General features: G+C 70.4%; 14 protein-coding genes, 3 pseudogenes and 1 riboswitch. Of the genes and pseudogenes, 7 read left to right on the top strand and 10 right to left on the bottom strand.

Annotated elements, in window-relative coordinates; all coding sequences use genetic code 11:
• Positions 1 to 167 precede the first annotated feature (167 nt).
• The gene (locus ABD52_RS20340) at positions 168 to 2,198 is read left to right on the top strand and encodes a beta-galactosidase (RefSeq protein WP_047892854.1); all 2,031 of its coding nucleotides are present in this window, start codon (positions 168 to 170) and stop codon (positions 2,196 to 2,198) included.
• Between the two features lie 264 nt (positions 2,199 to 2,462).
• The gene (locus ABD52_RS38405; RefSeq protein ID WP_030502021.1) at positions 2,463 to 3,269 is read left to right on the top strand and encodes a M23 family metallopeptidase; all 807 of its coding nucleotides are present in this window, start codon (positions 2,463 to 2,465) and stop codon (positions 3,267 to 3,269) included.
• Between the two features lie 100 nt (positions 3,270 to 3,369).
• Here ABD52_RS38405 and ABD52_RS20325 read toward each other — a convergent pair whose 3' ends face one another.
• The 5 genes and pseudogenes from ABD52_RS20325 to ABD52_RS20305 form a co-directional block, all read right to left on the bottom strand.
• A complete protein-coding gene (locus tag ABD52_RS20325) occupies positions 3,370 to 4,815 on the bottom strand; it encodes a CotH kinase family protein (protein WP_235437507.1) in 1,446 nt (481 codons plus the stop codon).
• Positions 4,816 to 4,976: 161 nt separating this feature from the next.
• Positions 4,977 to 5,654: a DUF4956 domain-containing protein gene (locus tag ABD52_RS20320; RefSeq protein WP_013476149.1), complete on the bottom strand. Its 678-nt coding sequence runs from the start codon at positions 5,652 to 5,654 to the stop codon at positions 4,977 to 4,979.
• A 2-nt stretch (positions 5,655 to 5,656) separates the two neighbouring features.
• Entirely contained in the window at positions 5,657 to 6,577 is a 921-nt protein-coding gene (locus ABD52_RS20315) for a polyphosphate polymerase domain-containing protein (protein ID WP_047892850.1), read from the bottom strand.
• Positions 6,578 to 6,738: 161 nt separating this feature from the next.
• Complete coding sequence (locus ABD52_RS20310) at positions 6,739 to 7,011, bottom strand: GlsB/YeaQ/YmgE family stress response membrane protein (protein ID WP_013476147.1); 273 nt, start codon at positions 7,009 to 7,011, stop codon at positions 6,739 to 6,741.
• Between the two features lie 121 nt (positions 7,012 to 7,132).
• Positions 7,133 to 7,537: pseudogene (locus ABD52_RS20305) on the bottom strand (nuclear transport factor 2 family protein); the annotation flags it as partial.
• Between the two features lie 105 nt (positions 7,538 to 7,642).
• Between ABD52_RS20305 and ABD52_RS40930 the strand changes: the two are divergent.
• Both ABD52_RS40930 and ABD52_RS40925 read left to right on the top strand, forming a co-directional pair.
• Positions 7,643 to 8,158: pseudogene (locus tag ABD52_RS40930) on the top strand (CotH kinase family protein); the annotation flags it as partial.
• Between the two features lie 84 nt (positions 8,159 to 8,242).
• A pseudogene (locus ABD52_RS40925) lies at positions 8,243 to 8,584 on the top strand (cellulose binding domain-containing protein); the annotation flags it as partial.
• A 156-nt stretch (positions 8,585 to 8,740) separates the two neighbouring features.
• Here the strand turns inward: ABD52_RS40925 and cobF are convergent.
• From cobF to ABD52_RS20285, 3 genes are read right to left on the bottom strand one after another with little or no spacing between them, the layout of a single operon-like run.
• Complete coding sequence (gene cobF / locus ABD52_RS20295; protein WP_013476145.1) at positions 8,741 to 9,520, bottom strand: precorrin-6A synthase (deacetylating); 780 nt, start codon at positions 9,518 to 9,520, stop codon at positions 8,741 to 8,743.
• A complete protein-coding gene (gene cobN / locus ABD52_RS20290) occupies positions 9,517 to 13,116 on the bottom strand; it encodes a cobaltochelatase subunit CobN (protein WP_047892849.1) in 3,600 nt (1,199 codons plus the stop codon). The genes cobF and cobN overlap by 4 nt, the downstream gene beginning before the upstream one ends.
• On the bottom strand, positions 13,113 to 13,757 hold the full coding sequence (locus tag ABD52_RS20285; protein ID WP_047892848.1) for a ferredoxin: 645 nt from the start codon (positions 13,755 to 13,757) through the stop codon (positions 13,113 to 13,115). Before ABD52_RS20285 ends, cobN begins: the two co-directional genes overlap by 4 nt.
• A gap of 89 nt (positions 13,758 to 13,846) precedes the next feature.
• Positions 13,847 to 14,028, bottom strand: a riboswitch (cobalamin riboswitch).
• 45 nt (positions 14,029 to 14,073) lie between these two features.
• Here ABD52_RS20285 and ABD52_RS20280 point away from each other — a divergent pair.
• The 3 genes from ABD52_RS20280 to ABD52_RS20270 are packed head-to-tail and all read left to right on the top strand — an operon-like array spanning position 14,074 to position 17,113.
• Positions 14,074 to 14,952 carry a sulfite reductase subunit beta gene (locus tag ABD52_RS20280; RefSeq protein WP_030275071.1) on the top strand — a complete coding sequence of 293 codons (879 nt, stop codon included), beginning with the start codon at positions 14,074 to 14,076 and terminating at the stop codon, positions 14,950 to 14,952.
• Positions 14,949 to 15,614, top strand: a complete 666-nt coding sequence (locus ABD52_RS20275; RefSeq protein ID WP_030502027.1) for a precorrin-8X methylmutase — start codon at positions 14,949 to 14,951, stop codon at positions 15,612 to 15,614. The genes ABD52_RS20280 and ABD52_RS20275 overlap by 4 nt, the downstream gene beginning before the upstream one ends.
• A complete protein-coding gene (locus tag ABD52_RS20270; RefSeq protein ID WP_047892847.1) occupies positions 15,611 to 17,113 on the top strand; it encodes a precorrin-2 C(20)-methyltransferase in 1,503 nt (500 codons plus the stop codon). Before ABD52_RS20275 ends, ABD52_RS20270 begins: the two co-directional genes overlap by 4 nt.
• Here ABD52_RS20270 and ABD52_RS20265 read toward each other — a convergent pair whose 3' ends face one another.
• Positions 17,114 to 17,869 carry a cobalt-precorrin-4/precorrin-4 C(11)-methyltransferase gene (locus ABD52_RS20265; RefSeq protein ID WP_013476139.1) on the bottom strand — a complete coding sequence of 252 codons (756 nt, stop codon included), beginning with the start codon at positions 17,867 to 17,869 and terminating at the stop codon, positions 17,114 to 17,116.
• A complete protein-coding gene (locus tag ABD52_RS20260) occupies positions 17,866 to 19,074 on the bottom strand; it encodes a bifunctional cobalt-precorrin-7 (C(5))-methyltransferase/cobalt-precorrin-6B (C(15))-methyltransferase (protein WP_047892846.1) in 1,209 nt (402 codons plus the stop codon). The genes ABD52_RS20265 and ABD52_RS20260 overlap by 4 nt, the downstream gene beginning before the upstream one ends.
• Positions 19,075 to 19,087 lie beyond the last annotated feature (13 nt).

Genomic DNA, 19,087 nt, shown 5'->3' with positions numbered 1-19,087 from the left:
CCCCCATACTGACTCCCGCCCGGTACAGGCACTTCCCGACCCTTCCGTGGGCCGGGCCGCGCCAGGAAATGACCGATCGGTTCACGGGCACCCCGGTAGCGATGCTCATGACTTTTCGGAAAGATGGCACGCGCTTACCGGAAGTTATCGACGGACGGATTCACCCCATGAGCCTTCCCGTCACCCGCAAGATTCTCTTCGGTGGAGACTACAACCCCGAGCAGTGGCCCGAGGACGTGTGGCAGCAGGATTACCGGCTGTTCGACGCCGCCCGGATCGACCTCGTCACGCTGGGGGTGTTCGACTGGGCGCTCGTCCAGCCGGCCGAGGACGTCTACGACTTCACGCTGCTGGACCGGATAGTCGACCGGGCCTCCGCCGAGGGGCGGAGCATCTGCCTGGCCACCGGGACAGCGGCGCATCCGCCCTGGCTGGCCAGGGCACACCCGGAGGTGACCCGCACCGACTTCGAGGGCCGCCGCCACCGGTTCGGGCAGCGGCACAACTCCTGCCCCAGTTCCCCCGTGTTCCGCCGTCTCTCCGCCGAGCTGGCCCGCCGGATCGCCCGTCGCTACGCCGGCAACCCGGCGATCGCCGCCTGGCACGTGGGAAACGAATACGGCGGCGCCTGCTACTGCGACCTCTGCGCGGCCGGCTTCCGCAGCTGGTTACGCCAGCGCTACCGAACGATCGACGAGTTGAACTCCGCCTGGTACACCACCTTCTGGTCGCACACCTTCACCGACTGGGACCAGATCGAGGCGCCGTCGGCGCTGACCGAGCACTGGCGCGGGCCGGACCACACCGCCTTCGCCGGCATCACGCTGGACTATCTGCGGTTCACCTCCGACGCGATGCTGGCCAACTTCCGCGACGAGAAATCCGCCATCCGGGAGTACAGCCCGGACATCCCGGTCACCACCAACTTCATGGGCCTGTACCGCCCGATCGACTATCACCGCTGGGCGCCGGAACTGGACTTCGCCTCCTGGGACAACTACCCGCCCGACGACGACTCGGCCGCCCGGATGGCACTGGCACACGACCTCATGCGTGGACTCAAGGACGGCCAGCCGTTCTGGCTGATGGAACAAACGCCGAGCAGCACCGCCTGCCGCGACGTCAATCCGCTGAAGCGACCCGGCCTGCTGCGGTTGTGGAGCTGGCAGGCGGTGGCCCACGGCGCCGACGCGGTGCTGTTCTTCCAGCTCCGCGCCGCGCGGGGTGCCTGCGAGAAGTACCACGGCGCGGTCATCGGCCACGCCGGCCGCTCGGACACCCGGGTGTTTCGCGAGGTCGCCGAGCTGGGCGCCGAACTGGACCGGCTCGGCGCGGCCTCGCTGGGCGCCCGGACCCCGGCCCGGGTCGCGTTGCTGTTCGACTGGGACAGCTGGTGGGCGCTGGAGATCTCCGACGGGCCGTCGCGACTCGTCCGGTACCTGGAGGTGGTGCAGCGGTACCACCGTGCGCTGTGGGACGCAGGGGCAGACCTCGACGTCGTCCCGGTGACCGCGGACCTGTCCCGCTACGACGTCGTCGTCGCGCCGGTGCTGCACATGCTCAAGGGCGATCTGCCGCGCCGGCTGGAGGCGGTCGCTGCCCGCGGCGGGTCGGTGCTGACCACGTTCCTGTCGGGCCGGGTGGACGAGAACGACAACGCGTTCCTGGCCGACGTACCCGGGCCACTCGGCGAGCTGATGGGGATACGGGTCGACGAGTGGGACGCCCGCGGCCCCGACGTGGTCAACCCGGTCCGTCTCGGCAGCGACGATCGGCTCGAGGTCGAGGCCCGGTTGCTGTTCGAACTAATCGTTCCGCAGAGCGCGGAGGTGATCGGCACCTACCGGGCCGACTTCTACGCCGGCACCCCCGCAGTGACGCGCAACACCTTCGGTGCCGGGCACGGATGGTACGTAGGCGCAGGCCTGGACGGGACCGGCGTGTCCTGGGTGGTGCGCCAGGTGCTGGCCCGCCACGACCTGCTCGGCCCCGCTTCGGACCTGCCGGGTCTGGAGTCGGCCACTCGGGTCACCCCCGACGGAGCCCGGCTGCTGTTCCTGCTCAACCACCGGTCCGAGCCGGTCGAGGTGGCCGCCCGCTCCGGCGGGGTCGACCTGCTCACCGGAGACCGGGTCGACCCCGGCGCGCCGCTGCGGCTTTCGGCCCGGGGGGTGGTGGTGCTGCGGGAGGACGAGTGAACGTCGCAGCGCGGGCAGCCGTCAACGGCGTCGGGGTGGACCGGAGGATATTCGGGCAGAGCGCCCTGTCGCACACCATGGCCGAATCGGACAGCCCGCCGCACACGCGGTCCAACGCGCACGAGACCCGGTGGGACGTGGACGACCCGACGACCGGTGCCACTCCGGCTTGCGACGGCCCGACCGGCTCTTGACAGCCGCCGAGCCGAGCCCCCTAAGATCCATGTCCTTAGATGTCGACTGATAGCGGGAGCAGGGAGCCGGATGCAGGCAATCGACGAACCATGCCCGGGGGACGACCTGGCGTCCCGTGGCGTCAACCGCCGTCGCCTGCTCGGCCTGGTCACTGCGGCGCTCGCCGCCGGCGTCATTCCGGAGGCATGGCTCGCGGAGGCCGCCTACGGCGCTACTCCGAGGTGGAACCGGCCGTTCGACAAGTGGGTGCCCATCACGTCCACGTTCGGACCACGCACGGACCCCATCACCGGCGTGTCCAGGATGCACAACGGAACCGACTACAGCTACTCGGGAATCCTCGGTTATCCCATCCGCTCGATTGCGGCGGGTACGGTGACCGGTGTTTCTTACAGCGCGAGCGGCCTCGGTCACCACGCCGTCATCACCCACGCCGATGGTTGGCGGAGTGTCTACGGGCACATGCGGGAGACTCCCAGGGTCGGGACAGGCACGCAGGTCGCTGCCGGCCAGCACATCGGCAACGTGGGATCCACCGGTCACTCGACCGGCCCGCACCTGCACCTTGAAATATTCCAGCCGAACGGACAGCGAGTTGACCCCGAGTCGGTTCTCAAGGGCGCCCCGTATGCCGGGGCGCCCGGAACTCCACCCGAGATTGTCACCAAGGACGGACTGATGTATCTGATCTGGAGCACCGGCGGTACCGGCTACCTGGTAACCCCCAACCGCGTCATCGGCCTGCGGTCGATGGCCCACTACAACCTGTTCAAGCGGATCATCAACTCCAACCAGGCTGCGGATCAACCCGAGATCTTCAACGCGTTGGAGATCGACCAGATCAACGCTTACCTCAACGGTAACGTGCCGGCCTGATCCGGCCCCCGCAGGTGCCGGCACCGCGGGAACCCGGCGGAGCCGGTCGGCGACATGCCTCCACGCACGCCGCCGACCGGCTCGTTCATGCCCGGCCGCCTCATCCGGCAGTGATCACCGCATCGGTCGCGAGGTGGTCGCTGCGCCGCCCGATCAGAGCGCGGAGCTGCTCGACTGCCGTGTCGGTGGTCTGCGCCTGGTAGCCGCCGACCGTCGGCAGCACGGCGACGATCTCGTCGAGCGCCTTCTGCGCGCCGTTCTGCGCGTAGATCTTCTGGTACAGCTCGCGATAGGCATCCTCGTACACCGTCTTGAAGGCCGCGCTGGCGAGGAAGCGTTCCTTGAGCTTGTGCCCGCTCATCATCCCCCGCGCCCGGCCCCCCTCACCGTCGCCGCCGTCCGGGAACTGCCCGGCGCCGGGTCGATCCATACCGGCCGGGGGCTGATCGCCGGCCGCACCATCCTGCGGCGACCGGCCACCCATCCGGCCCGCGTCATGCGGCCCCTGGGTGGCCTCACCGGAGAAGGTGAGGTTGTAGTCCCAGCCGATGACGGAAAACTTCTTCGTCTTCAGGTCGTACCACAGGTAGTAGTTCCGGCCCGGCCCGGACATGTCGTCGAAGTTGAGCAGCAGGTTCTGCGCGGCCACGTAACGAGCGAACGACGTCACGTCGACATGATCGGCGAGGTGCGCGTCGAAGTCGGCGTCGCTGCTCTCCTGGACCCATTTGATCAGCTTGATGACTGGCTGTAGATCCTGGCTGCCCTTCAGGGTGATCTGCTTGAAGTCGTCGGCGTAGTCGATGGGATCATCGCCCTGGTCCGTGAACTGACTGGTCGATATGCTCTTGTACAGAACACCGGACTCGCCCACCGCGTCGGCGAAGGTCTCGTCCGGATGTTCGACCACGAGGCGGGTGGTGGTCGGCCGGTCGTTCACGGTGAAGCTGGAGTATGCGTAACGCTGCGCATCCACCTCGGCGGCCGCGAGCGCCCCCAGCGCGACGGCCTCGTTGAGAACCGTCGTGCCGCCGCCGCCACCCATGCCCGCCACCCGCAACGTCACCTCACGGTGCCCCTGATAGCGGCGTCCGTCGATGAACTCGTCGAAGCGAACCAGCCAGGGCAGGTTCTCCGGTTCCTCCGCCTTGAGGGAGGACCGCCCGAACCCGCCCGGTCCAGCACCACCGGGCTGCGCACCACCAGGCCCGGCCATCTGCCCGCCGCCGGGCAACCCGCCGCGGCCCGCCCCGGCACGCCGGGACTCACCATTGCGGGTCAGGCCGGAGAGTGTCGAGTTGCCCTTGAGCCGGATACCGACGCTGGGGATGGTGGCGCCGTCGATCGTGAGGTCCGCCTCGAGCCAGGTCTTCTCACCGTCGTCCCAGTAGTCGTCCAGGATCTCCTGGTAGTCCTTCTCCCGGTAGGTGAGCGTGATCGTGTGGGCGACCCCGGCGTCGAAGAGGTCGACCGCGCCGGCGATATCCTGCGTGACCTCGTCGGCGGTCTGGTCGCTGCTGCTGACGACCAGCGGCGCGACCCGCACGGTGCTGAACACCACCGCGCAGATGACCACGAACGCGGCACACGTCACGAGCAGCTTCCAGTAGTGCCGCACCCGGATCGGAACCCGGTGCCGCAGTCGCCGTCGAGCCGGCGGGGGCGTCGGTGGGGGCGCGGACGACTCCGGAATCGCAAACCGTGGCATCACAGGTCCGTCTGGTCGTAGCCGGTCAGGACGGTCACCCGCTGGCCACCGGTACGCTCACCGAGGGCGTTGATGAGGTCACCCGGCTCGTGGCCCTTCTTCAACCGGACCGTGTACATGAGCTCGGTCAGCGCGCCGCCCCGGATGGACTCCATGCTGACCAGTTCGAACTCGCTGGTGTGTGCGATGAGCACGTCCTGGACGCTCGCGGTGTAGTTGCCGTCCGGCGGCACCTGGACCTTGACCACCTGCCGCTGGACACTCGATGCGAACCAGTTGAACCGGTACATCACCACGATGATCAGGCTGATCGCCACCGCAGCGACGATCGCGAGCGTGTAGAAGCGGGTACCGGCGGCCATGCCGACGCCCATCACCAGGAAGATGAAGCCGACGTCGCGGGTTTCCTTGATCGCGTTACGGAACCGCACCACGGACAACGCCCCCACCAGCGCGAACGCCCGCGCGATGTTCGACCCCACCACCAGCATGATCAATGCGATCAGCATGCCCAGGATGACCAGTGTCTGGACGTAGGACTGGCTGTAGGAGACGTTTCGGTGGGTGAACCGGTAGACCCAGCCAATCATCGCACTGAGCACGAACGACAGCGACAGCGCGATGGCGATGTCGCCGATGCTGAACGTGCCGGACAGATCCTGAACATCGAACGGCATTGTCACGCCTCACTTCGGTTGGCGGCCGGCACCAGGGCACCGGCGTCGTCGTCGGCAACATGAAAGATCGAGCGAGGCGCACGACCGAACGCCTCGACACTCTGGCAGTACTTGGAAACCCGCACCACGGACATGTTCATCTGGGCGGTCAGGTCGGTGAGCCAGCGAGGAACCCGCTCGTCGGCCTTGAGTTCCACCACGGCCAGCCGGGCCGGGACGATGAGACGGTTCTCGACGTCCGCCCCGAGATGGAAGTCCCGGTCCCGCCCCCGCACCCGGTGGTCGATCGTCACCCGCAGGCCGGAGTCGGCGTCCCGGCCGATGAACGCCTCCCGCTGATAGCCGGTCATCGCCACGGCCCGCAGATCCAGCCGGCAGAGAAGGTCGAGAACCTCATCGAGGAACGCCCCCTGCCCGGGGTCGTGGTCGACCGCCATCCGGCGGTCGCACAGATCCCTGGCGAGCCGGTAGGGCAACTCCACCCGCCGCTTCTGCGTGACCCGGTTGACCCGCTGCTTGATCTCCACGAACACCGGACTGTCGTCGTCGATTCGGAACCGGTCGCCGTAGTGTCGAAGCCGCAGCTTGCGCCGGAACCGTAGTCCCTCGATCTTCTCCCAGTAGAAGCGCAGGTCAGGCGTGTCGTAGTAGACGCTCCACACTCCGTAGCCGCCACCGGCGGCGTAGGCGTCGAGATCGAGCCGGCGAGCGAGGGCCTCGCGTAGCTCCGGCACCACGGCGTACGGCATCACGTACTTGATCTCGTACCGGTTGAAGGCGTGCAGCCTGCTCGGCGCCCGCAACGCGTGACCGGCCTGATCATTCGCGACCCGCAGCGCCGGATGCTCCGGCGGGACCGGCCCCGGCGGGCCGTCCCCGGTGGGATCGGGCGGTACACCTCGTCGTCGAAGGGGGTTTCGCATCTCTCGTCGCCCATCTGCAAACGGCTAGGACGAAAGGGAGGTAATCAGGTCAACCTCAGAGCCGGCTGTGAAGAACATACGAATTCCAGTTGAACGACAGGTGGACGGCACGACGGCGGCCCACCCCGCGCCGGGGTGGGCCGCCGTCGTGCCGGGAGCGGTCAGCGAATACGGCGCCGGCCGTACGCGCCTGCCGCGAGCGCCACGCCGATCGCGGCGAAGGCGACCTGGATGGCCAGTTCGATCCAGTCGATACCGCGGGTGTCGTCGACACCGAGCGCACCGGCGACGAGGGTGCCGAGGATCGCAGCGACCACACCGATGAGCAGGGTCAGCCAGATCGGGATGTTCTGCTTGCCCGGCACCACCAGGCGGCCGAGTGCGCCGATGACCAGACCGATGATGATCGCGGTGAAGAAGCCGGTAACTTCCACGAGAGCCGTCCCTCCGGAGGGGTTGTCGTCGGTTCCTATCCTTGCCCCTCCCCCACAACCGCCGAAACCAGCCACGCCGAGCGGTCCGGACCTCGCCGAGGCGACGCGCTGGCCGCGTGCACTACAGGTGCAGGCCCGTCTGCGACTTCCTTCCCGGCAGCCGATCTGGCAGGTCGAAGTCGGGCAGGGGCACGTCGAGGAACGAGACGACCTCGGCCACCCGGCGCCCCCGCAGCACGAGCAGGTCCAGCCCCGCCGGCAGGTAGGCGGCAGCCGCGTCGTTCCAGAGGTACGTCCCGAACGCGAGCTGCCCGTTGGCACTCGTCGGCAGGAACCGCCACCTCCGCCCGCCCGTCACCTCGGTCAGGAAGCCGCGGAGCTGCTCACGGCCCTCGTACCAGACGGTCAGCGGCGGCATCGAGTACCGCGCGTCCTCCGTCAGCATCGCAACGATCGTCTCGACGTCGCCGGACTCCCACGCGGCGGCGTACCGCCTGGCCACCTCCCGCTGCCCCGCGTCGCCCAGCTCGCCGAGGAGCCGATCCTGCCCTGCACCGGGCCGGCGGCAAGCTGCTGGAACTACCTTGAGGTCACCGATCCGTCCCCCCTGCAACCAGAGCAACGCGACTGGTTGCGTAACCATCTTCAGGAATTCCACAACGTCCTGCGGGCACCGAACTTCGCCGACCCGGTCACCGGCTACCGGGCGTACATCGACGTGCCCTCCTTCATAGACCAGCTCATCATCAACGAGCTGAGCCGGGAGATGGACTCGTACATCCGCAGCGCGTACTTCTACAAGGACCGCGACACCAAGATCTCCGCTGGCCCGCTCTGGGACTACAACCTCACCTTCGGTGTGGGCGGCTTTTTCCAGAACGACCAGACATCCGGCTGGCAGTACCAGCAGATCCGCCAACCGGTGGCCAACGACTGGTACACGCAGCTGATGCGTGACCCGGCCTTCGTCAACGAGGTGCGGCTGCGCTGGCAGACGCTGCGCCGTGGCCCACTGTCCGACGCATCGTTGCAGTCCCGAATCAACGCCCTCACCGGTCCGCTGACCAACGGGGCACAGCGCAACTTCCAGCGCTGGCCCAACCTGAGCACCCGGATGATCGGGCCCTTCGTCACGCCGACTTCACCGACTTGGCAGGGGCAGGTCCAGTTCATGCGGGACTGGATGCTGCGCCGCGCTGCCTGGCTCGACTCGACCACCGGTTGGGGCGGGTCGACCACGCCCCCGCCGACCACCCCACCGCCGACTGGCGGAGGCGGCTGTGCCGCCACGTACACGGTGACCAGCCAGTGGTCGGGCGGCTTCCAGGGCGAGGTGCGGGTCACCGCGGGCGGCACGGCGATCAACGGCTGGACCGTGACCTGGACCTACCCCGCGGGGCAGACGGTCACCCAGGCGTGGAATGCGACAGTCACCAATCAGGGATCCGCGGTGACCGCCCGCAACGTCAGCTACAACGGCAGCCTCGCCCCAGGCGCCAGCACCACCTTCGGTTTCCTCGGCTCCACCACCAGTACACCCACCACACCGACACCTACCTGCACCGCGAGCTGATTCAGCCGCGCAGTGGCCACCGCGCGCCACACTACGCTCGCGCTCAGGGCTCGGCGCAAGGCGCTAGAGCGGCACGCACGGTAACGGGTTGCGGCCAGCGATCGCAGGAGTGCGTTCGCGGCTGGGTGATCATCGGTGGGTCAAAGGATGTGATTCTCAGGATCGCCGCTCGAGGCTGCCGGCCCGGCGCAACAAATACGTGTCCATGACCCAGCCGCGGCTCTGTTTCGCCGCCGTCCGCCGGGACCAGATCCGGTCGGCGACCTCGTCAAGGTTGCCGGCCACCAGTTGCTCGTCGGACGAGCCGAGGTTCGCGCCCCACCAGATCTGCCAGGCCGACAGTCCGGGGAGCTGGCGACAGGTCAATGCCCCGTCGAGCAGGACGACGAGGTTGTCGTGTGTCGCCGCGTCGTGGAGCAGGCGGCGACCGGTCGTGATGGTGATCGGGCCACCGATTGTGTTGAGGACGAGCCGGTGGTGTGCCGCCAGCAGTTGGATGCTGCTGAGGCCGGGTACGACGTCCACGGTGATGTCGACCCGTGCGCGTTCGGCGATGCGGTCGGCCACACGGATCGCCGAGTCGTACAGGGCCGGATCACCCCAGACGAGCACTGCGGCGTCTCCCGGGTTGTCCAGCAATGCCTGCTCGAACGCCTGGGCCCGTGCCTCGTGCCAGTCGCGTACCGCGCCGGTGTAGTCGGCCGGGTCGGCACGGTCGCGTTCCGGGTCGGGTACGTGCACGAGCCGCCAGGCGCCGGTGACGTGCCGGGCGCAGATCGCCTCTCGCATCGCGATGAGGTCGGCCGTGCCCGGGTGCTGTCCGGTCTTGTCGGCGACAAGGAAGTAGTCGGCCTCGTTGAGTGCCCGGACGGCCTGGGCCGTGACCAGTTCGGGGTCGCCCGGGCCGAGGCCCACCAGGGTGAGGCGCCGTGTCACGCCTGATCCTCCAGGTCTCCCTCGACCTCGAGGTACACGCGGGCCATCTCCGCCATGACCTCGGCGTCCGGTTCGGCCCACAGTCCACGGTCGGCGGCCTCGTTCAGCCGTTCCACGATGCCGCGCAGTGCCCAGGGGTTCGCGCGGCGCATGAACTGCTGGTTCGTCTCGTCGAGGACGTATTCGCGGGCCAGCGACTCGTACATCCAGTCGTGGACGACACCGGCGGTGGCGTCGAAGCCGTAGAGGTAGTCCACGGTGGCGGCGAGCTCGAACGCTCCCTTGTAGCCGTGGCGCTGCATCGCCGCGATCCAGCGCGGGTTGACCACCCGCGAGCGGAAGACGCGGTTGGTCTCTTCCTGCAGGCTGCGGGTGCGTACGGCGTCCGGCGTGGTGGAGTCACCGACGTACGCCCTGGGTTCGGCGCCGGTCAGCGCGCGGACCGTGGCGATCATGCCGCCGTGGTATTGGAAGTAGTCGTCGGAGTCGGCGATGTCGTGCTCGCGGGAGTCGATGTTCTTCGCGGCGACGGCGATGCGCCGGTAGTTGGTTCGCATGTCGTCGGTTGCCGCGATGCCGTCGAGGCCGCGGCCGTAGGCGAAGCCGCCCCAGGCGGTGTAGACGGCGGCCAGGTCGGCGTCGTCGCGCCAGGTGCCGGACTCGACGACCTGGAGGATGCCGGCGCCGTACGATCCGGGCTTCGAACCGAAGATCCGCGTGGTGGCCCGCCGCTGGTCGCCGTGCTCGGCGAGGTCGTGGCGGGTGTGTGCCCGCACGTAGTTGCGCTCATCGGGTTCGTCGAGCCCGGCGACGAGCTGCACGGCGTCGTCGAGGAGTTCGATGACGTGCGGGAAGGCGTCGCGGAAGAATCCCGAGATGCGCACGGTAACGTCGATGCGGGGCCGGCCGAGTTCGTCGAGGCCGATCACCTCCAGGCCGTTGAGCCGGCGTGAGGCCGTGTCCCAGATGGGGCGTACGCCCAGCAGCGCCAGCACCTCGGCGATGTCATCGCCGGAGGTGCGCATCGCGGAGGTGCCCCACACGGAGAGGCCGACCGATCGGGGATGCTCGCCGGTTTCGGCGAGGTGCCGGGCGACGAGGGACTCGGCCATCGCCTGTCCCGTTTCCCAGGCCAGACGGGACGGAACGGCCCGCGGGTCGACGGTGTAGAAGTTACGGCCGGTCGGCAGGACGTTGACCAGTCCGCGCAGCGGGGAGCCGGAGGGCCCGGCCGGGACGAAACCGCCGTCGAGCGCGTGCAGGACGTTGGTCAGTTCGTCGGTGGTGGCGGCCAGCCGCGGCACGACCTGCTCGGCGGCGAAGCGCAGGACGTCGCGTACCACCGGGTCGTCGTGCAGCGCGTCGATCGCGTCAGCCTGCCAGCCGGCCTTCTCCATCGCCTCGATCAGGGCACGGGCCTGCGCCTCCACGGCGTCGACGTCGGCCGCCGGGGCGTCCTCGGCAAGACCCAGCGCGGCGCGCAGGCCGGGCAGTGCCCGGTTCTGTCCGCCCCAGACCTGTGTCGCGCGGAGCACGGCGAGCACCAGGTTGACGCGTGCCTGTCCGGTCGGCGCCTGGCCGAGCACGTGCAATCCGTCGCGGATCTGTACGTCCTTGATCTCGCACAGCCAGCCGTCGACGTGCAGCAGGAAGTCGTCGAACTCCTCGTCGCCGGGCCGTTCGTCCAGGCCGAGGTCGCGATGCATCTGTGCGGACTGCATCAGCGTCCAGATCTGCTGGCGGACCGCGGGCAGCTTCGCCGGGTCCATCACGGCGATGTTGGCGTGCTCGTCGAGCAGTTGCTCCAGCTTGGCGATGTCGCCGTAGCTTTCGGCGCGTGCCATCGGCGGCACCAGGTGGTCGACGATGGTGGCGTGCGCGCGGCGCTTGGCTTGGGCACCCTCGCCAGGATCGTTGACCAGGAACGGATAGATCAACGGCATGCTGCCGATCGCCGCGTCCGTGGCGCAGGCGGCTGAGAGCGCGGCGTTCTTCCCCGGCAGCCACTCCATCGAGCCGTGTTTGCCGAGGTGCACCACCGCGTCGGCGCCGAAGCCGTGTTCGAGCCAGCGGTACGCGGCCAGGTAGTGGTGCGACGGAGGCATGGCCGGGTCGTGGTAGATCGCGACCGGGTTCTCGCCGAAGCCACGCGGGGGCTGGATGAGGATGACGACGTTACCGGCGCGCAGGGTGGCCAGCACGATGTCGCCGTCGTCGTCGACGAAAAGCGAGCCGGGAGCCTCGCCCCAGGTCTCGGCCATGGCGTCGCGCAGCGCGGCGGGCAATCCGGCAGTCCAGCGCCGGTAGTCGTCCCGGCTGATACGCACGTGCGACTCGCTGAGCTGAGCCTGCGTGAGCCACTCCTCGTCCTGCCCACCGGCGGCGATCAAAGCGTGGATGAGCGCGTTGCCGGCCGTCGTGTCGGCATCCTCTCCCTCGACCGGGAGCAGCGGGTCGAGCCCGGGAATTGCGCCGGGTGCGCCGAGGTCGTAGCCGGCATCTCGCATCGCGCGCAGCAATCGGATCGCCGACACGGGCGTATCGAGGCCGACGGCGTTGCCGATGCGGCTGTGCTTGGTCGGGTAGGCCGACAGGACGAGGGCCACCTTGCGCTCGGCGGGCGGGACATACCGCAGTCGGGCGTGGTTGACGGCGATGCCCGCGACGCGGGTGCATCGCTCAGGGTCGGTCACGTAGCGGGGCAGGCCGTCGGCGTCGACCTCCTTGAATGAGAACGGGACGGTGATGAGGCGGCCGTCGAACTCGGGGATGGCGATCTGGGTCGCGGAGTCGAGCGGGGTGACGCCTTCGTCGGACGCCTCCCACTCGGCTCTGCCGGACGTGAGCGCCAGAGCCTGCAGCACGGGGATGTCGAGGGCGCGCAGCCGTTCGACGTCCCAGGACTCGTCGTCGCCGCCGGCGCTCGCGGTGGCGGGCCGGGCGCCGCCGGCGGCCAGGACCGTGACGACGATCGCGTCCAGGGTGGCGAGTTCGGCGTACAACTCCTCGGGCGCCGCCCGCAGTGACGAGACGTAGATCGGTACGCCGGCGGCCACGCCGGTGGTGTCGATGGCATCGGCGAGTTCGTGGGCGAACGCGTTGTTGCCGCTCACCTCGTGGGCCCGGTAGTACAGGACTCCGACGCGGGGCCGGGCGTCCGGGGCCGGCTGCCGGCTGACTCCCCACTCGGGCAGCACGGCCGGCGGTTCGAAGCCTTCGCCGGTCAGCAGCACGGTGTCGGACAGGAAGGCGTGCAGTTGGCGCAGGTTCTCCGCGCCGCCCTCGGCGAGGTAGCGGTGCGCCTCGGCGCAGACGCCGATCGGGACGGTCGACAGCCCCATCAACGCGGCGTTCGGCGTCCGTTCCCCACCGAGCACGACCAGGGGACGGCCGGTGCCGCGGATCAGCGCGGCGAGGTCGCGTACGTCCTCGGGCGAGCCGAGCACCCGCAGAACGACCACGTCGGCCTCGGTGGTCAGGGTGTCGCGGCGCTCGCCGGTGAGCCGGGCAGGGTTGGCCCAGGACCAGTCCGCGTTGCTGGCCCGCGCCGAGAGCAGGTCGGTGTCCGAGGTGGACAGCAGGGCGATGCGTGTCATGTTTCTCCTTCGGTGACACGGGAGCCGAGGCGCAGGTCGCCGACCGGACGGCCGGCGCGTAGGTGCTCGCCGACGAGGCGTGCCGCGTCGCCGGGTCGCACCGGCCCGTACCAGGTGCCGTCGGGGTGCACGACGGCGACTGGTCCGTGGTTGCACGGGAACAGGCAGCCGGTCTGGGCCATGAGGACGTCGGCGTCGGTGAGCTGCTGCTCGACGAGCGCGCCCACGATCGCGCGATAGGTCTCGTCCGCGCCGCGGGCACTGCAGCGCGGGCCGCGGCACAGCAGTAGATGATGGCGGTACGGCGGCAGGGTGTCCCAGGCCGGTGAGGTGAGTGGCGCCTCGTGCCCGGTGATCGCGCGCTCGCCGAACCGGATGACCGGCGGGTCGATCTGCTGACGGTGCCAGTGGCCGGCCACGCGTCCCACCCACGAACGGGCGAAAGTCAGGTCGTCGGTGCTCACCGGTTCCAGGCGAACCTCCCGAACGCCCTCGGCGTGCAGCAGGTCGAGCACATGGGTCAGCGTCGGCTCGCCGGCTTGCAGGAAGGCCAGTCGGGCGCCGGCTGCCTCGGCCTGCCCGCGTAGCACCGGCGACGCGGCGTCCGTCAGTGCGGTCGCGACGTGAACGAGGACGCTCACGGGGTCAGGAGCCGGTGATCCGGTGCGATCGGGACACGGGGTCTTCTTTCGTCCGGGGCCTGTGCGCGAGGCCTGGATGGGCACGTGTCGCAGACGGATCTGCGGCCAGCAGGTCTTCGGACTCGGGATCAACCGGACGGGGCGCCTTCCCAGACCGTGGGTCCAGTGGCGTCGTGCCCCGCCCGTCACCCTCACCGCTGCGCGTCAGTCCCGGATTCGCACCGGGTTCCCTGGCTCATGGCTGAGTTTGACTGGCATCACGACGGTAGCACCGACAGCCGGTGTCGCCGGGGACGGGCTCTGGCACCATGTCGCCGTGACCGAGAGGACCCGCCGCGACCTGTGTCCCGGCCTGCTGCGCCCATGGATCGCCGACGACGGCGCGCTCGTGCGGGTGCGCGTCCCCGGCGGGATCGTGCCGACTGCGGCGCTGTGCGCACTCGTGGAGGTGGCCCGTGCGCACGGCGACGGCGCGGTCCACCTGACCAGCCGCGCCAACCTGCAGGTGCGCGGTCTCGAGCACGACGGTGGGCGGCTGCCCGAGACCGTCGTCGCCGACGTCATCGCGACCGGGCTCGTACCGTCCACGTCGCACGAGCTGGTCCGCAACATCCTCGCCTCACCGCTGACCGGACGCAGTGGCGGCCGGGCCGATCTACACCCGGTCGTCGCCGGACTCGACGCACGGCTGCGCGCCGAGCCCCGGCTCACCGCGCTGACCGGACGGTTCCTGTTCGTGCTTGACGACGGCCGCGGTGATCTGGTCAGCCGTGACTTGGACCTGGGGTTGGTGGCGCTCGACTCGGACACCGCGCAGCTACGCGCCGGAACCTCGGCGTGGGGGCCAGTCATCCGGCTGGACGAGGCCGCCGCGGCGCTGACCGGGCTCGCCGTACGCTTCGCCGGGCTCGCGGGTGACCGGCCGGACTCACCCTGGCACGTCGACGAGCTGCCCGGCGCCGGCGCCGCGCTGCTGGGCACCGTACTCGACCGTGCCGAGCGGACCCGGGTGAGCACACCTCCACCCGCGCTGGGCAGGATCGTTCAGGATGACGGCCGCGTCACCGCGCACCTCGCGGCTTCCGGCGGCCGAGTGGACGCTCCCCTGCTGGAGGAGATCCGCGCGCTCGGCGCCGGCGAGATCGTCGTCACCCCGTACCGCACCCTGCTCGTCCCCGATCTGGAGAACGCATGAGTCTCACCACACCGGCACGCCGCTACGACTACGTCACCGACGGCGCGGCGATCTACGACGCCTCGTTCGCCACCATCCGTGCCGAGGCCGATCTTTCGGGTGTGCCGGCCGACGCCGAGAAGGTCGCGGTGCGGATGATCCACGCATGCGGCCAGACCGACCTCACCCGCAACCTGGTGATCCACCCCGGCCTGGTGGCCGCCGCCCGCGGGGCGCTGGAGGCGGGGGCGCCGATCCTGACCGACGCGCACATGGTCGCCACCGGCGTTACCCGCGCCCGCCTGCCCCGTGACAACGAGGTCCGCTGCTTTCTGCACGAACCCGAGGTCCCGGCGCTTGCCCACCGGTGGGCAACGACCCGGTCGGCGGCGGCGGTGTCGCTGTGGACCGACCACCTCGCCGGCGCGGTCGTCGCCTTCGGCAACGCCCCCACGGCCCTGTTCCACCTGCTGGAGATGCTGCGCGACGGCGCGCCACGACCAGCTGCGATCATCGGTACGCCGGTGGGATTCATCGGCGCCGCCGAGTCCAAGCAGGCGCTCATCGACCTCGCCACCGACGCCCCCGGCCTCGACGTGCCCTATCTCGTGGTGACCGGGCGCCGGGGCGGCTCGGCGATGGCCGCCTCCGCGCTCAACGCCCTCGCCCGGGAGGCGGAGTGACCGGGCGGCTGTCCGGCGTCGGGGTCGGCCCGGGTGATCCCGAACTGATCACGCTCAAAGCCGCCCGGCTGATCGGCGCGGCCCAGGTCATCGCCTACCACCAGGGTGTCGGCAAACAGTCCAACGCGCGCCGCATCGCTGCCGGGCTGTTCCCGGACGACGTGATCGAGGAGGCGCTGGTCTATCCGGTGACGACCCAGAGCACCGAGCACCCGGGCGGGTACGCCGGGGCGATGGCCGACTTCTACGCCGAAGCCGCCGAGCGGCTGCGGGCCCACCTTCGTGCGGGCCGCGACGTGGTCGTGCTGGCCGAGGGCGACCCGATGCTCTACGGCTCGTTCATGTACCTGCACGACCGGCTCGCCGGCGAGTTCGACACGCAGGTCGTCGCCGGTGTGCCCGCCTTCGCCGCCGCCACCGCCACCACCGCCCTGCCGCTGGTCCGGCAGACCGACGTGCTGACCGTGCTGCCGGGAACGTTGCCCGAGCCCGAGCTGGCCCGGCGTCTCGCCGACACCGACGGGGCGGTGATCATGAAGCTGGGCCGGACGTTCACCAAGGTCCGCTCGGCGCTCGAGCAGGCCGCGCGCGTCGAGGGCTCCTGGTACGTCGAACGGGCGTCGATGACCGCCGAGCGGGTACTGCCTGTCGCCGACGTGGACCCCGCCACGGTGCCGTACTTCTCGATCGTGCTGGTCCCCGGCGACACCCGGCCCGGAGTGGCCCGTTACGACCTCCCGGCCACCAGGGTCACCGAACCTTATCCCGGCGCCGAGGTCGTCGTCGTGGGCCTCGGCCCCGGTCCCGATCGGTGGCTCTCCCCCGAGGCGTCGCAGGTGCTCGCCGAGGTCGGCCACGTCGTCGGCTACGGCCCGTACGTCCAGCGCGTCGCGCAGCGCCCCGGACTCGTCCGCCACGCCTCCGGCAACACGGTCGAGCTCGAGCGGGCCCGGCAGGCGCTCGAACTGGCGCTCGCCGGTGAGCGCGTCGCGGTCGTCTCCGGCGGTGACGCGGGCGTCTTCGGCATGGCGTCGGCGGTGTTCGAGGCCGCGGAGGACCCCCGCTACGCCGGCGTCGCCATCCGTGTCGTACCCGGGATCTCCGCCGTCCAGGCGGTCGCGGCGCGCGCGGGCGCGCCGATCGGGGCCGATTTCGCGGTGATGAGCCTGTCGGACCGGCTCAAGCCGTGGGAGGTCGTGGTCAAGCGGCTGCGCGCTGTCGCCGAGGCGGATTTGGTGCTGGCCCTCTACAACCCGCGCTCACGCTCACGCACCGAACAGGTCGCGCAGGCCCGGGCCGTGCTGCTGGAGCACAAGTCCCCCCGGACGGTCGTGGTCGTGGGCCGCGACATCGGCCGGGCCGGGGAGAGTCTCACCGTCACCTCGCTCGGCGAACTGGACCCCGGCAGCATCGACATGAAATGCCTGTTGATCATCGGCGCCTCGGCGACGCGAGTCACCGCGGCCGGACGTGTCTGGAGCCCGCGCTTCGTGCCCTGATCAGCCGCGCACGCGGCGCTCGCGACCGGCCGAGTAGAGGAACGACTCGCCGCCACGGACGTCCCCGGCCAGCGCCGGGCCGACCAGGATGACCGCTGCCTGTCGCAGACCGGCCTGCTCGACCCGGCCGCCGATGTCGGCCAGCGTGCCGCGCAGGATGAGCTCCTGCGGCTGCGACACCCGGTGCACCACGACTATGGGGCAGTCGTGGCCGTAGTAGCCGGCCAGTTCGGCGGCCAGCTCGCGGGTACGCGTGACCGCCAGGTGCAGGGCGAGCGTCGCGCCGGTCGCGGCGAACGCGGCGAGCTTCTCTCCCGACGGCATGACCGTGGACCGGGCCTGCGCGCGGGTGAGCACGACCGACTGGGCCAGCTCCGGGACGGTCAGCTCGGCGCCGACGGCGGCGGCAGCAGCCGCATAGGCCGGCACGCCGGGCGTGACGTCCCACGGGACCCGGGCGGCGTCGAGCCGGCGTGCCTGCTCGTGCACCGCCGAGTACAGCGACGGGTCACCGGAGCACAGCCGTACGACCTCGGACCCGTCGGCGTGTGCCTGGACCAGGTGCGTGGTGATCTGGTCCAGGTCGAGGTGCTGGGTGTCGATCAGCCGGGCGTCGTCACGGCAGTGCTCCAGCACCTCGGCGTCGAGGTACGTGCCCGGGTACAGGCACACGTCGGCGGACTCGAGCAGGCGTACCGCGCGGAGGGTGAGCAGGTCGGCGGCGCCGGGCCCGGCCCCGACGAAATGGACGGTCATGGATCTCCCTTGACGATGGACCACTGGCTGACTGCCCGCGCGGGCGTCCAGCCGGTGAAGCCGCCGAGCGGTTCGGCGCGTTCGACGTGCAGGCGGACGAGTTCACCGCCGCGCCGGCTGTGCTGCTCCAGCAGCACCGCCTCGGTCTCGGCGGTGACACCGTGCACGACGAGCCGTCCACCTGCGCCGAGCGCATCCCAGCAGGTGTCCAGCACGCCGGGGACGGTGGCCCCGCCGCCGACGAACACCGCGTCGGGACGGTCCAGGCCGGACAGGGCCCCGGGCGCCGAACCCTCGACCAGACACAGACCCGGCACGCCGAGGGCAGCGGCGTTGCGGTGCACCAGCGCGGCCCGGTCGGAGCGGGGCTCCACCGCGATCGTCCGTGCCGTCGGCCAGGCCCGCATCCACTCCACACCGATCGAGCCGCTGCCGGCGCCGACGTCCCACAGCAGCTGACCGGGCGCGGGCGCGAGCCGGGCCAGGGCACTGGCCCGCAGGTCACGTTTGGTGATCTGCCCGCCGTGCTCGAACGCGTCGTCGGGCAACACGCCGCCCGAGGCCCAGCCCGGACCGGCACCGCGAACTTCGACGGCGAGAACGTTCAACCGCGGCACGTCGTTCAGGTCCCACCCGGCCGCGGTGGTCGCGGTACACGACTCACCGGCGGCACCGAGGTCACCGAGCACGACCAGCCTGGACTGCCCCCAACCGAGCCCGGTCAGCACCGCGGCCACGGCCGCGGGTGTCGTCTCGTCGCTGGACAGCACGAGCAGCCGGCGCCCGGCCGAGAGCGCAGGCACGATCAGCCGTAGGTCCCGGCCGACCAGGCTGACCGTGGTGACGGACTCAGCCGGCCATCCGAGACGTGCTCGGGCGAGGGCTACCGAGGAGACCCCGGGCACGATCGTCACGCGCTCCGGGCCCAGGACGTCCAGCAGCGTCGTGCCGATACCCGACACGAGCGGGTCGCCGGAGGCCAGCACGACAACCGGCCCTCGCGCGGAGGCGAGCACACCTGGCAGATTGTCCCGCAGCGGCGACGGCCACGCCACGCGCTGCTGGCCGTCGACGGGCGGCACCGCCTCGAGGTGCCGCCGCCCGCCGAGCAGCGTCGCGGCCGCCCGCACCAGCGCCCGGGACGGCTCCGGCAGACCCACCCACCCGTCAGCCCCGATCCCCACCACGGTCACCCGCTCCTCCATGGAGATGCACCCT

This window comes from Micromonospora sp. RV43 (assembly GCF_001029515.1).
Classification (GTDB): domain Bacteria; phylum Actinomycetota; class Actinomycetes; order Mycobacteriales; family Micromonosporaceae; genus Micromonospora; species Micromonospora aurantiaca.
This window is presented reverse-complemented; position numbering and strand designations above follow the sequence as displayed.

Bases quoted from the DNA above. Each gene is read 5' to 3' on its own strand.
- ABD52_RS20265 (WP_013476139.1), bottom strand. From the start codon at position 17,869: ATGACCGTCCATTTCGTCGGGGCCGGGCCCGGCGCCGCCGACCTGCTC.
- ABD52_RS20275 (WP_030502027.1), top strand. From the start codon at position 14,949: ATGAGTCTCACCACACCGGCACGCCGCTACGACTACGTCACCGACGGC.
- ABD52_RS20340 (WP_047892854.1), top strand. From the start codon at position 168: ATGAGCCTTCCCGTCACCCGCAAGATTCTCTTCGGTGGAGACTACAAC.
- ABD52_RS20315 (WP_047892850.1), bottom strand. From the start codon at position 6,577: ATGCGAAACCCCCTTCGACGACGAGGTGTACCGCCCGATCCCACCGGG.
- ABD52_RS38405 (WP_030502021.1), top strand. From the start codon at position 2,463: ATGCAGGCAATCGACGAACCATGCCCGGGGGACGACCTGGCGTCCCGT.
- ABD52_RS20260 (WP_047892846.1), bottom strand. From the start codon at position 19,074: ATGGAGGAGCGGGTGACCGTGGTGGGGATCGGGGCTGACGGGTGGGTG.
- cobN (WP_047892849.1), bottom strand. From the start codon at position 13,116: ATGACACGCATCGCCCTGCTGTCCACCTCGGACACCGACCTGCTCTCG.
- ABD52_RS20320 (WP_013476149.1), bottom strand. From the start codon at position 5,654: ATGCCGTTCGATGTTCAGGATCTGTCCGGCACGTTCAGCATCGGCGAC.